Here is a 13,743-nt window from a genome sequence, read left to right on the forward strand (position 1 = left end):
TTACAAGGGACTTAAATCCTTTGTTACGCGTATCTTTTTTTTACCAAATCCAACAAACTATCTGCACTTGGCAAATAAGCAACTTCTACATTTTCAAAATGTTTTCTTGCCTCTATAGCTGTTGTTTCTCCAATACAAAAAGCAGTTTTATCTGTTGTATTTTGCTCTAAATAACTTTTAATTCCAGACGGACTGTAAAACAAAACTCCTTTTACATCAGCTGCTATATTCTCTGGACTTAACATTGTTTTGTATGCTTCAACTTCGTTTACTAAAACTCCGTTTTCTTTTAAAATTGATGGCAAAACATCTAATCTTACATCACTACAGAAATAAGAAACTTTTTTAATATCAGTTTCTTTACTAATATATTCTGCCAGTTTTTGAGCATTTTTGGCAACCTTAGTTACTTTACCTATTCTATTTTCAATTAATTTTTTGGTTCTTCTACCCACACAAAAAATATTTTTGAAATTAATTTCGTCTTTTGTGAAAGAGTTTAAAATAGCTTCTACTCCGTTTTGACTGGTAATAATTACGTTTTCGTGCGCCTGTTTCATCACTTTTGGCGAAATTCTATTGAAACGAATTTTAATAAAATCGCTATCTTCTATTCCAATACTACTTGGTAATTCTTTCTTTTGAAGTTTAGATAGTTTTTTAGTAGAATACACTTTAGTTTTTACTATTGAAACCCCTTCTAAATCTGCCAACATTAGGTCTTTACCACCTCTGTTAAGTATATAATCAGCGCAATCTTTTGCTAAATTATGATGACTGCCTAGTCTAATTGCTTTTTCTACTTTAATTTTTCTGGTACCGTCTTTACTCAATAAAACGCCTTTAAAATTAACTTCTTCGGTTTTAGAATTTACATAAGCTAAAGCACCAATTGGCGCTGTACAACCACCTTCTAGCAATCTTAAAAACTCACGTTCTACACCTACACAAACTTTGGTTTCATGATGGTTTAATTGTTCACAAGCATCTAAAACATAGGTATCTTTTTCTAAAGCGGCAATCATTATTGCACCTTGTGCGGGTGCAGAAATCATCCAAGAAAGATCTACAGTTTCTTCTGGTCTAATACCTAATCTTTCTAAACCTGCAGCAGCAAAAATTGCTCCATTCCAAGTTTCGCTATCTTCAAGTTTTTGCAAACGGGTGTTTACATTTCCTCTTAAATCTTCAATTTTATGCGTAGGATATCTGTTTAACCACATTGCTTTTCTACGCAAACTTCCTGTAGCAATAATTCCGTTTGGTTGTCCAAAAAACTCTTCATTGTCTTTTAAAACCAATACATCATTATAATTACCTCTTTTTAAAACCGCTGCTTGCACAATTCCTTCTGGTAAAGCAGTTGGCACATCTTTCATAGAATGTACAGCAATATCAATATCACCATTTAGCATGGCAATATCTAAGCTTTTGGTAAAAACACCTGTTATACCTAATTCATACAAAGGTTTATCTAAAACAATATCTCCTAAAGATTTTATTGGTACTAAAACAGCCTCATAACCTAAATCTGTTAATTCTTTGCGCACTTTATTTGCTTGCCAAAGTGCTAATTCACTTTCACGAGTTCCTATTCTAATTACTTTTTGCATGTGGTTTGGTTATGATTGAAATACTTTTTGAATAACATCTATACTTTCTGATACAGAAGTATCTTCGTTTTTAAGATGTTTTACAAACTGTGTGGTAATTTTTTGTATCAAGCGAGATGTTAAAATCTCTGCTTGATCTTCATCAAAATTAGAAATCTTCTTCTTTTGGAAGTTAATTTCATCGTTTTTAATATTTTCTAACGAATTTTTTAAAGCGGTAATTGCAGGTGTAAATCTTCTATGGTTCAACCAATCGTTAAAATCTACCTTGTGTGTTTCTATAATTTTTTCTGCCTTAGGCACTTCTGCCAAACGAATTGCCAATGTTTCGTCTGTTATTTTAGAAAGCTCATCAACATTAACTAAAGAGATATTATCATTTTCTAAAACATCATGCGCCACATTTTCTGGCATAGACAAATCTAAAATTAATAAAGGTTTATCTTGTTTTAAATTTGCTTTTGTAATTGTTGGTTTATCTGCTCCTGTAGAAACTATTAAAACATCTGCTTTGGCAATTTCTTTATCTAGATTTTCTATAACAGCTTTTCTTATAGCGCTGTTTTCTTTTACAAAATTTGTAGTTTTTGCTTCTGTTCTATTAACTAAACAAACAGATTTATTGTTGGTATATTCTGCTAAATTTTTACAGGTATGTTTCCCCATTTTTCCTAAACCAAAAACCAAAATGTTTTTATTGTTGTAATTGGCTAAATTCTTAATAATGTATTGCACAGCTGCATAAGAAACAGAAGTTGTACCTGAACTTAATTTGGTTTGATTTTTAACTTTTTTACTTGCTTGTAAAACGCTACCTACTAATCTTTCTAGATAAGCACTTGTAGTTTTTTGTTGTTGTGCTAACCTAAAAGATTGCCTTAATTGACCAACAATTTCATAATCTCCTAAAATCTGAGAATCTAATCCTGTACCAATTCTGTACATGTGATTTATTGCTTTTTGATCTTGGTATACATGAGAGTAAGCAGAAAATTCTTTGGTATTACCTTCTGAATGCTCACAAAGTAATTCTATTAACAAACAAGGTCTGTTTGCAAAACCAAATATTTCTGTTCTGTTGCAGGTAGAAATAATTAAAACACTAGAAATACCTTTGTTGCTAGCCGCTTTTAAAAGCGCTATTTGGTTTTCTTTAGACACAGAAAACTTACCGCGAGTTTCTGCATCTGCTTTTTTATAACTTACCCCAATGTTGTAAAAGTGCTCTTGCCCTAGTTCTTTCATTTCATTTTAAGCTCGCACAAAAATAAAAACTTCATTAAGATAAAAACATCGCTAGAAGTACTTTTAATAACGATAAATGTTTTTTAGAAGATTTTTAACAAGATAAAGCACAAAAACATTTATTTTTGCAGTGTTTATAGTCAATTCGAAAGAATTAATATAGAATGATTCTAAATAAAAACAACTTAAAAAACCACTTTTTTTATGTTTAAAAATGTCGGAGAAAGTACTTTTAATGAGATTACTTTAGAGAATGGTTTTTATGTACTTCATTTTCAGAACGAAAGCGGCAACACTGCCAACTTTGAGAGAAAAATAGACAGTACCTATATACAAATGCATTTTTGTTTAAAAGGTACAGCAAAGTTTAATTTTAATACGGGTAACTATTCTTTTGATGTGCTAGACAAAAAATCGATTTTACTTTATAACCCGCAAAAAACTTTACCTATAAATTTAGAGATTAAGCCAAAAACTACATTAGTATCACTTTTAATTTCTATTGAAAAATTTCATTCATTATTTTCTAAAGAGTCTGGTTATATTCCGTTTTTAAGTGATGAAAATAGCAATCGTAAATTTTATGATGAACAAGAAATAAAGCCTAATGTTTCTATTGTTTTACAGCAAATAATTAATTCTAACATAAACAGTTCTATTAAAAATTTATATGTAAAAGGTAAAGTATACGAACTATTGAGTCTTCATTTTCAAAAAGAAGAAAACACAAATGCAGAATTTTGTCCTTTTTTGGTAGATGAAGAAAATGTTTTAAAAATTAGAAAAGCCAAAGATATTATAATTTCTAAAATGTCTGAACCACCAAGTTTGCAAGAATTGGCCAATGAAATTGGGCTAAGTTTAAAACGCTTAAAAGAAGGTTTTAAACAAATTTATGGCGACACCGTTTATAGTTTTTTATTAGATTATAAAATGGAACATTCTAGAAAATTATTAGAAAGCAACCAATATAACGTAAATGAAGTAGGCTTACAGGTTGGTTACAGCACTGCCAGCCATTTTATTGCTGCATTTAAAAAGAAATTTGGTACAACACCAAAAAAATACATGCAAAGTATTGGTTAATTTATGCATATTTATGCAATGCAAAAACCTAACTTTAAAACTAATTTTAAAATTTGAAACAGTTAACACATTACGATATCGAAAATTCTAAAAAGCAATTTCCCATAACAATTGTTTGTGATGCCATTAGAACGCCAGAAAATATAGGTATGTGTTTTAGAATTGCCGAAAGTTTTGGTGTTTCTGAAATTTATTTTCATGAAAACTCACCTTCTTTAACAAATAGAAAGGTAATTAATACTGCTAGAAACACAATTAATCAAATTAAACATAGCGTTTATGATAATTTTGATCAATTGATGCAACAATTAAAAAAAGAAGGCAATACAATTATAGGCATAGAAATTACTGATAAAAGTATCGATATTCAGAATTTTAATTTTAAAAATCATGAAAAAATCGTTTTACTTTTGGGTAGTGAAAGAAACGGAATTGCAAACACAACTTTAATAGACCAAACCATTGCAATACCTATGTATGGCAGAAATTCTAGCATGAATGTTATACACAGTTTAGCAATAACTTTGTATGAGGTTACAAATCAGTTATCCTATTCTAACCTTAACAAGGTAAAAGAATAGTAATTTAATAAGAAAAAGAATATTTTTAGACTTTCTAAAAGAATAAAGAGTATAAAATCAAAAATATAAATTTCTTCCTTAGGAAGACTAAGATGCGATTATGAAAGGAGTATTATTAGTAAATTTAGGATCACCAGATAGCACCAGCACAAAAGATGTTAGAAAATATTTGGATGAATTTTTAATGGATGAGCGTGTTATAGACGCACCAAAATGGTTAAGAACCATATTAGTTAGAGGTATTATTTTAAATACCAGGCCAAAAAAATCTGCAAAAGCTTACAAGAAAATTTGGTGGGATGAAGGTTCTCCTTTAATTGTTTTATCAGAAAGATTGTTAGATAAGGTGCAAAAGAAAACAGAAATACCTGTAGCTTTAGCAATGCGTTACAGAAACCCGTCTATAAAAGCTGGTTTGCAAGAATTACATGATAAAGGAGTTACAGATGTATTAATTGTTCCGCTTTATCCACAGCATGCTATGGCAACTACAGATACTATTTTAGTATTGGCAGAAGAAATAAGACAAGAATTTTTCTCTCACATGAAATTCAAACATATTCCTGCATTTTATGATAGAAAAGATTACATTAAAGTACTTGCAGATAGTATTAAGCGAACTTTAGAAGGCAAAGAATGGGATAAAATTTTATTTTCTTATCATGGAATTCCAGAAAGACATGTAAGAAAATCAGACATCACAAAATCGCACTGTAAACCAAATGATAGTGTAAATTTTGAATGCTGTAAAACAAACTCTCCTGCTCATGAGTTTTGCTACAAACACCAATGTTATGAAACCACAAAACAGGTTGCAGAATACTTAAATTTAACTCCCGAAGAATATTTTGTTTCTTTTCAATCTCGTTTAGCAGGAGACCCATGGTTACAACCTTACACAGATAAAATGTTAGAGAAATATCCAGAAGAAGGTGTAAAAAAATTAGCAGTTGTAACTCCTGCTTTTGTTTCTGATTGTTTGGAAACTCTAGAGGAAATTGCCATGGAAGGTAAAGAAGAATTTTTAGAAGCCGGTGGTGAAGCTTTTTATGCAATACCTTGTATAAATGATAATGATGATTGGGTAGATGTTTTAGTAAACTGGATAGAAACTGAATAGTTTGTCGCAAATCTTTTAACGATTAGCAATTTACAATGTACGATTTACGATTAAACAAAAATTAAAAAAATGAGTGTTTATTATATTAAAGCATTACATATTATTTTTGTGGTAACTTGGTTTGCTGGCTTATTCTATATTCCGCGTTTGTTTATTTACCAAGTGGAGGCAGAAAAAAAGTTAGCGCCAGCAAAGTCTATTTTACAAACCCAATACAAATTAATGGCAAAGCGTTTGTGGTACATTATTACGTGGCCTTCTGCTATATTAACTTTTATTTTTGGTTTTTGGACTTTTTATCACTTCCCAGAATATTTACAAGAACCTTGGATGTTGGTAAAATTATCTTTTGTTTTAGCACTTTATTTTTATCACGGTTTTTGCCATAATTTATACAAGAAACTTCAAAAGGATATTATACCATATACTGCTTTTAAACTTAGAGTAATTAATGAAATTCCTACAATAATTTTGTTTGCCGTAGTTTTTTTAGTTACCGTACAAAGTGCAATAAGTTGGCTTTGGGGTGTTGTGGGTATTTTACTTTTTGGTGTTATACTGATGCTAGCCACTAAACTTTATAAAAAGTTAAGACAAAAAAAATCTTGGGATAAAGCAGAAAAGGAAGTTTTGGAAAAATGATAAAAAACATATAAAGTACCTGTTTTAGGTATAATAAAAAAGTAAAATATTCAATACATTTGTTTCTTAACTTAAATAAATTATTATGAAAAAATTATTGTACCTATTTATTGCAACAACACTTTTAATTTCTTGTGAGTCTAATGAAGATGAAGAAGACATGTCTAATTCAGATCCAATTATTGGCACCTGGCAATTAGAGTCAGCTGAAATAAACGACGAAGAATTCTCCACAGAATGTGAGAAACAAACTACAGTAACTTTCCTGGAAAACGGGGTTGTAAACGCTATTAGTTTTTTTGAAGACAACAACGGTTGTGAAAGCGAAACAGAAACCTCTTCTTGGAGAAAAATTTCAGATTCTATATACAGAATAACATATGATACTGAAGATGAGTTTGAAGATATTAATTTAATTTTCTCACAAAACAACACTATTTTTACTATTTCTGTAAGTGAAACTTTTGACGGAATGACATTTACAAGTGTAATTACTTACAAAAAAATATAGTTACATACACTTTAGAAAAGCTCACTTTTAAAGTGGGCTTTTTTTATGCCTTTAGAGATTGTGAAAAAGGAATTCTATTTACAATACTTCTGCCCAAAGTAACCTCATCTGCATACTCTAATTCGTCTCCAACAGAAATTCCGCGTGCAATTGTAGAAGTGGTAATGTTAAATTTTTCAATTTGTTTATAAATATAAAAATTAGTGGTGTCACCTTCCATAGTAGAACTTAAAGCAAAAATTAATTCTTTTATTTCCCCACTTTCTACTTTATGAATTAAAGAATCTATTTGTAAATTTTGTGGCCCAATACCTTCAATAGGAGAAATTTTACCACCTAAAACATGATACAAACCCTTAAATTGAGCTGTACTTTCTATAGCCATTACATCTCTAATATCTTCTACAACACACACAATTTCTGGATTTCTTTTAGAATTCTGACAAATAGCACATAAAATGGTGTCTGAAATGTTATGACATTTTTCGCACGTTTTTACATCATTTCTAACCTGTAGTAAAGCTTCAGACAAAAATTTAGTATGATCTGTAGGTTGCTTTAATAAATGTAACACCAAACGCAATGCTGTACGCTTACCTATTCCTGGTAAACGACTCACTTCATTCACTGCATTTTCTAATAATTTAGATGAAAAATCCATAAGCAACAAAATTACGAATTATGAATTACGAAATCCTAAAAAGATACAAGAAAAACATATATTCGTATTTCATAATTAAACATTTGTAATAACTAATGCAACCACTTCATATTATATTATTAATAATAGGTTATTTTTCTGTACTGATATTTATCTCCTACATTACAGGGAAATCTGCAGATAATAAAACCTTTTTTAAAGCAAATAACTCTTCACCTTGGTATTTAGTTGCTTTTGGTATGATTGGCGCATCACTTTCTGGAGTAACTTTTATTTCTGTTCCTGGTTGGGTAGAAGCACAAAACATGAGTTATTTTCAAATGGTTTTAGGCTATATTGTTGGGTATGCTGTTATTGGCTTAATTTTACTACCTCTCTATTACAAACTAAATCTTACATCAATTTACACCTATTTAGAAGATAGGTTTGGTAAGTATACTTACAAAACAGGTGCTAGCTTCTTTTTACTATCTAGAACTATTGGTGCTGCATTTCGTCTTTTTTTAGTAGCAAATGTATTGCAAGTAATTTTGTTTGATGCCTATGGTATTCCTTTTTGGATTACTGTTTCTATAACCATTTTATTAATTTGGCTATATACTTTTAAAGGCGGCATTAAAACCATTGTATGGACAGATACACTGCAAACCTTATTTATGCTTATTGCTGTTGGTGTTTGTATTTATACCATTTCTAGTGAAATGAAAATTGAAAATTTATTTGATTATATTTCTAATAATAAACGCTCTAAAACTTTCTTTTTTGATGATATAAATGCCGGAAATTATTTCTGGAAACAATTTTTTTCTGGAGCATTAATTGCTATTGTAATGACGGGTTTAGATCAAGATATGATGCAAAAAAACCTTACCTGCAGAAACTTAAAAGACGCACAAAAAAACATGTTTTGGTTTACAATTGTTTTAGTTATTGTAAATTTTTTCTTTTTAGCTTTAGGCGTTTTATTAACAGATTATGCACAAGCTAATAGCATTAACGCACATAAAGATGAGCTTTTTCCTATAATTGCAACTAGTGGAAAATTAGGTTTAGCAACAGCATTATTCTTTTTACTAGGATTAATTGCTGCGGCGTATTCTAGTGCAGATTCCGCCTTAACCTCTTTAACAACTTCTTACAGCATAGATATTATTGAATTAGATAAAAAAAATATTACAGCTTACAAGAAGCAAAAGATTAGAAAGAAAGTACATATTATTTTTTCTATCATTTTAATTATTACAATTTTAATATTTAAATATTTTATTGCAGACGAAAGCGTAATTGCCAATATTTTTAAAGCTGCTGGCTATACTTATGGTCCTCTTTTAGGTTTGTATAGTTTTGGTTTGTTTACAAAACTAAAAGTAAAAGATAAAATGGTACCTGCTATTTGTATTGTTGCACCAATTTTAACCTTTATTATTAGCTATAATAGTTTATATCTCATGAATTTTGATTTTGGCTTTTTTGTCTTAGCCTTAAACGGATTTTTAACTTTTTTGGGGTTATATTTGTTTAAAAGAAAATAAACATGAAAAAAAATGGCAAAAGACTTAAGTAATTACCGTAAATCTTACGAAAAACAAGAATTTTTAGAAAGTACTTGTCCAAAAAACCCTATGGAATTATTTCAAACTTGGTTTAGAAATGCAGATGAGTCTAATACTGTAGAAGAAACCAATGCAATGAATATTAGCACCATTGGTAAAGATGGTTTCCCTAAAAATAGAATTGTTTTATTAAAAAAGTTTACTTGGGAAGGTTTTATATTCTACACCAATTATACTTCAGAAAAAGGAAAAGCCATAGAAGAGAACAACAATATTTGTTTGTCTTTCTTTTGGCCGGCTTTAGAACAACAAATTATTATTAAAGGACAAGCAGAAAAATTAGCAGAAAACTTGTCTGATGGTTATTTTGAATCAAGACCAAATGGTAGCAAATTGGGCGCTTGGGCATCTAACCAAAGTAGTGTTGTAAGCTCAAGACAAGAATTAGAAGAAAACTTATCAACCTTAGAAAAGAAATACGAAAACAAAGAAATACCAAGACCAAAACACTGGGGTGGTTACTTGGTAAAACCAATAGCTATAGAATTTTGGCAAGGGAGACCTAACAGACTACATGATAGAATTTTATACGCTTTACAAGAAGATTTTTCTTGGAAACTAGAAAGATTAGCACCATAATTTTTATATTTACCCTATCAACTTAAAAAAAATGAAAACTCTTTATATTGTGCGACATGCAAAATCTTCTTGGGAATATTCTGGCATAAAGGACATTGACAGACCTTTAAAAAAAAGAGGAATTAAAGATGCGCATTTAATGGCTAAATTTATTTCTAAAGAAATAGAAAAGCCAGATGTTTTTGTATCTAGTAGTGCTAACAGAGCACTGCATACAGGCATAATTTTTTGTGAAAATTTAGGTTACCCATTAGCAAACCTTCAAATAAAGAAACAATTATACAGTTTTAGTGATGGTTATTTGGTTAAAACTGTAAAAGCCTTAGATGATAGCTTTAATTCTGCCATTATTTTTAGTCATGATCATGGTATTAATTCTTTTGTAAACAAATTTGGTAGTACGCCTATTTCTCATGTAGCAACCTGTGGTATTATTGGCATTCAATTTGAAGACAAACATTGGAAAAACATTAAAAAAGGAAAAACAATTTTAGTTGATTTTCCAAAAAATCATAAATAAAAAGGTTTTGTTAGACATAAAAAAATACGGCGCCATAGATATTGGTTCAAACGCAATTCGTTTATTAATTGCCAACGTTATTGTTTCCGAAGAAAAAGAACCACAATTTAAAAAATCTTCTTTAGTTCGTGTGCCTATTCGTCTAGGTGCAGATGCCTTTAATGGTAAAGGTATTATTACAAAAGAAAATGTAACTAGAATGGTAAATGCCATGAAGGCATTTCAACTACTTATGAATGTACATAATGTAGAACATTACAAAGCCTGTGCAACATCTGCTATGAGAGAAGCTAGTAATGGAAAAGAAGTGGTTACACAAATTTTAAAAGATACAGGTATAAAAATAGATATTATTGGTGGTAAAGAAGAGGCTGCCATTATATCTTCTACAGATTTAAGTGAATTAATAGACGGCAATAACACCTATCTTTATGTAGATGTTGGTGGTGGTAGTACAGAATTTACTATTTTTTCTAAAGGAAAAATTATTACCTCTAAATCTTTTAAAATGGGTACAGTGCGTTTGCTTAACAATAAAAAGTCTGTAAATAAAGAAATATTTGCAAACGTAGAAAAATGGATAAAGAAAAATACTAAAGACTATAAAAAAATAGCCTTAATAGGTTCTGGCGGAAATATTAATAAACTTTTTAAAATGTCTGGTAGAACTGAAGGAAAACCAATTTCTTTTATTTATTTAAGCGCGCAATACCAATTTTTAAAGCAAATGTCTTATAATCAGAGAATATCAGAATTAAGTTTAAACCCAGATAGGGCAGATGTTATTATACCTGCTACCAAAATTTACCTATCTGCAATGAAATGGAGCGGTGCCCGTAAAATATTTGTTCCTAAGATAGGACTCTCTGATGGTATTATAAAAAGCCTATTTTATAATAAAATTTAAAAGTTTACTTAACTTTTTGTTAACTCTTTTTAACTTTTCTTTATCTTTGCTGTGACCTTTAGAAAAATAGTGTGTCTTAAAGGTGTATATAAATCAAAAACTATTATAATTATGAAAAAAATTTTACTAGGAGCCGCATTCTTAATGTTTGGCGCAGTAACTTTCGGACAAGATTTACCATCAAACCCAGAACCAGGAAAATGCTACGTACGTTGTAAAACTCCAGAAGTATGGAAAAACGAGGATGTTACTATAGAAGTAGCTCCTGCTTACAAGAAAATTGTAACTTATCCTGCAACTTTTGAAACGATTACAGAAAGAGTATTAGTTAAAGAAGCAGATCAAAAATTAGTAGTAGTACCAAGTGTTTGGGAAACTAAAACGATGACTTATGTTGGTAAAGAAGATGCTAGCAAATTAAGCGTTATAAGAGCTACTTTTGGATCAGATTCTCAAGTAATTGAAACTAAAGCAGCTTCTGCTGTTTGGGAAATGAGTGAAAAAGCTCCTGATTGTGAGTCTAGTGATCCTAACGATTGTAGATACTGGTGTTTTAAGCCAATTCCTGCAAAATTTGTAACAGTTAATCAAACAACTTTAGAAAAAGATGCTTCTACTGTAAGTTCTCCAGTAGATGGTTACAATAAAACGTATACTAAAAGAGTAATGGTTAAAGGACCAACAACAAAAATTATTGATGTTCCTGCTGTATATTCTACTATTAAGAAAATCGTTTTAGTAAAAGATGCTTACAAAGAAGAGGTTACTATACCTGCTAAATACAAAACAGTTACTAAAGAAGTTTTAGTTAACAAAGGTGGATTAACAACTTGGAAAGAAGTTGAATGTGAATTAGTAAACAATACACCTTTACCAATTAACTGGAACTTAGGTAGTGCTACTTTAACTTCTGCTGCTAAAAGAATTATAGACGCTCGTTTATTACCTATCTTAAAAGATGGTGTAGCTGTAGCAATTGAGTCTCATACAGATTCAAGAGGTTCTAAAGTTAATAACCAACAATTATCTGAAAGAAGAGCACAAGCTGTAACGAACTATTTAATTTCTAAAGGTGTAAACCCAAGTCAATTAACTGGAAACGGTATGGGTGAATCTAAATTAACAAATAGGTGTGCTGATGGTGTTTCTTGTACAGAAGCACAACACAGAGCTAACAGAAGAACTACTTTTAGAGTAATTAACCAAAAGTAATCTTTTATTAAAATCTTTTAAAGATTTAAAAGCCGAAGTAATTATTTACTTCGGCTTTTTTATGCTTAAAATTCTTGTTATTTTAAAGTTATAAAGTATTAGAATACCTATGTTTCATAAATTTTTAGCTATGAATTAATAAGAATAATGATGTAAGATCTTAAATTAATACAAAGGGTTATATTATTATTTTTCTAGTATTTTTACACTACCATCACTAAAATTGACGCTATTCTTTCCCTTTTAAGTTTATTCATTTCATAGAAATGGAATAAAAAACGATACTTAAAAACATGATCAAAATTCTTAGTTTATACCTAACCTAAACATTTTTTATTCCTTCTAAAAATTGCTAATTTTTTTGACGATATAAAATAAATAATTCAAAAAAAATAAAAACAACGAATTTCATAACTATTTCATTCCATAGAAAATAATGTTAATCCAAAATTGAATAATGTATTGAAAACAACAACAAAAAACCTGAGTAAAACAGCTATTCAAATTTGTTATTCAGATGCTATTTTCCATTTCATAAACAACTTTTCATTACTACTTCGTTTCAATCCTAATGATGAAAAATAAAGCGACAATTATTCAATTTATGAAACCATAAAATGATACATAAAGAATAGAAAAAAATCTGTAAGTAAATTATTTTCTTTAAAATGTATAAAAGCAAGACAAGAAAACTAAAAAAAGTATAAATGAAGTTTATTTTGAATAGAATTACATAAAATATTATAGAACTTACAACATAATACGAATCTAAAACTATAGTAGCACCATTTAAAAAAAAGCATACAATTAAATCACTATAAAATTAGATCTCATAATTGCTAAGCTGTATAGTGTTCTAATGTATTATTCAGTTGCAATTAACCTATTAAGTTAAAAGTTTAAATTGCTACATTATTTAGTAGTTTTCTATAACGGAGTTTATAAAAGGATAGTAATATTCAGTTAAAATTAATCCTTTTTTATAACCAATCATAGCTCCTTTATGATTTACAAAAACCAAAGTTGGGTAAGATTTAACCTTATATTTTCTAATTAAATCATAATTCTCTTTCATTCTTTTTGGAGTAACTAAATCTTTGTTCTGCGGATTATTTATTTCATGTAAAATTAAATCTTTATCGGCTATCGCTTTAAATTTATCTGAGTGAAATAACTTCTTATCTAAAACTTTACATGGGCCACACCAATCTGAACCCGTAAAATAAAGTAATACAGGTTTATTTTGCTTTTTAGATTTTTTTAAGGCTTTTTTAAAATTGTCTTCCCATTTAAGAAAAGATTCTTTTTCTTTTACCTCATCTATATGGATTGCCTTACCATACAACGGCAAATTATCTGCCTCATCTTGAGCAAAAGTTAAAGCAGAAATACAAACAAAAAGAAAGTTGAAAAATAATTTATTCATAAAAAGTTTATTAAAAATAATCAAATA

At 29.3% G+C, this 13,743-nt stretch carries 14 protein-coding genes; 10 read left to right on the forward strand and 4 right to left on the reverse strand.

Translation table 11 applies throughout. The features are described from left to right. Window positions 1-23: 23 nt before the first annotated feature. Both hemC and hemA read right to left on the reverse strand, forming a co-directional pair. A complete protein-coding gene (gene hemC, locus Q0762_RS10210) occupies window positions 24-1,613 on the reverse strand; it encodes a hydroxymethylbilane synthase (RefSeq protein ID WP_298766602.1) in 1,590 nt (529 codons plus the stop codon). A gap of 9 nt (window positions 1,614-1,622) precedes the next feature. Then, entirely contained in the window at window positions 1,623-2,858 is a 1,236-nt protein-coding gene (gene hemA, locus Q0762_RS10215) for a glutamyl-tRNA reductase (protein ID WP_298766603.1), read from the reverse strand. A 204-nt stretch (window positions 2,859-3,062) separates the two neighbouring features. Here hemA and Q0762_RS10220 point away from each other — a divergent pair, with 204 nt between their 5' ends. The 5 genes from Q0762_RS10220 (at window position 3,063) to Q0762_RS10240 (ending at window position 6,798) form a co-directional block, all read left to right on the forward strand. Continuing rightward, window positions 3,063-3,944 (forward strand): AraC family transcriptional regulator, encoded by an 882-nt coding sequence (locus Q0762_RS10220; RefSeq protein ID WP_298766604.1) that lies wholly within the window; start codon window positions 3,063-3,065, stop codon window positions 3,942-3,944. 53 nt (window positions 3,945-3,997) lie between these two features. Continuing rightward, the gene (locus tag Q0762_RS10225; protein ID WP_298766605.1) at window positions 3,998-4,525 is read left to right on the forward strand and encodes a TrmH family RNA methyltransferase; all 528 of its coding nucleotides are present in this window, start codon (window positions 3,998-4,000) and stop codon (window positions 4,523-4,525) included. A gap of 100 nt (window positions 4,526-4,625) precedes the next feature. Next, complete coding sequence (gene hemH / locus Q0762_RS10230) at window positions 4,626-5,645, forward strand: ferrochelatase (RefSeq protein WP_298766606.1); 1,020 nt, start codon at window positions 4,626-4,628, stop codon at window positions 5,643-5,645. A 69-nt stretch (window positions 5,646-5,714) separates the two neighbouring features. After that, a complete protein-coding gene (locus Q0762_RS10235; RefSeq protein WP_298766607.1) occupies window positions 5,715-6,287 on the forward strand; it encodes a CopD family protein in 573 nt (190 codons plus the stop codon). 85 nt (window positions 6,288-6,372) lie between these two features. Further along, window positions 6,373-6,798 (forward strand): lipocalin family protein, encoded by a 426-nt coding sequence (locus Q0762_RS10240; RefSeq protein WP_298766608.1) that lies wholly within the window; start codon window positions 6,373-6,375, stop codon window positions 6,796-6,798. Window positions 6,799-6,841: 43 nt separating this feature from the next. Here Q0762_RS10240 and recR read toward each other — a convergent pair whose 3' ends face one another. Next, window positions 6,842-7,459 carry a recombination mediator RecR gene (gene recR / locus Q0762_RS10245; protein WP_298766609.1) on the reverse strand — a complete coding sequence of 206 codons (618 nt, stop codon included), beginning with the start codon at window positions 7,457-7,459 and terminating at the stop codon, window positions 6,842-6,844. Window positions 7,460-7,554: 95 nt separating this feature from the next. Between recR and Q0762_RS10250 the strand changes: the two genes are divergently transcribed. From Q0762_RS10250 to Q0762_RS10270, 5 genes are all read left to right on the forward strand, one after another. Further along, window positions 7,555-8,991 (forward strand): sodium:solute symporter, encoded by a 1,437-nt coding sequence (locus Q0762_RS10250; RefSeq protein WP_298766610.1) that lies wholly within the window; start codon window positions 7,555-7,557, stop codon window positions 8,989-8,991. 12 nt (window positions 8,992-9,003) lie between these two features. Beyond that, window positions 9,004-9,651 (forward strand): pyridoxamine 5'-phosphate oxidase, encoded by a 648-nt coding sequence (gene pdxH, locus Q0762_RS10255; RefSeq protein ID WP_298766611.1) that lies wholly within the window; start codon window positions 9,004-9,006, stop codon window positions 9,649-9,651. A gap of 31 nt (window positions 9,652-9,682) precedes the next feature. Next, on the forward strand, window positions 9,683-10,171 hold the full coding sequence (locus Q0762_RS10260; protein ID WP_298766612.1) for a histidine phosphatase family protein: 489 nt from the start codon (window positions 9,683-9,685) through the stop codon (window positions 10,169-10,171). Between the two features lie 7 nt (window positions 10,172-10,178). Further along, window positions 10,179-11,078, forward strand: coding sequence for an exopolyphosphatase (locus Q0762_RS10265; protein ID WP_298766613.1), 900 nt, complete (start codon window positions 10,179-10,181; stop codon window positions 11,076-11,078). Between the two features lie 111 nt (window positions 11,079-11,189). Next, complete coding sequence (locus Q0762_RS10270) at window positions 11,190-12,290, forward strand: OmpA family protein (protein WP_298766615.1); 1,101 nt, start codon at window positions 11,190-11,192, stop codon at window positions 12,288-12,290. A 916-nt stretch (window positions 12,291-13,206) separates the two neighbouring features. Here the strand turns inward: Q0762_RS10270 and Q0762_RS10275 are convergent. Continuing rightward, the gene (locus tag Q0762_RS10275; protein ID WP_298766617.1) at window positions 13,207-13,716 is read right to left on the reverse strand and encodes a thioredoxin family protein; all 510 of its coding nucleotides are present in this window, start codon (window positions 13,714-13,716) and stop codon (window positions 13,207-13,209) included. Window positions 13,717-13,743 lie beyond the last annotated feature (27 nt).

The organism is uncultured Polaribacter sp. (assembly GCF_947495205.1).
Lineage (GTDB): Bacteria > Bacteroidota > Bacteroidia > Flavobacteriales > Flavobacteriaceae > Polaribacter.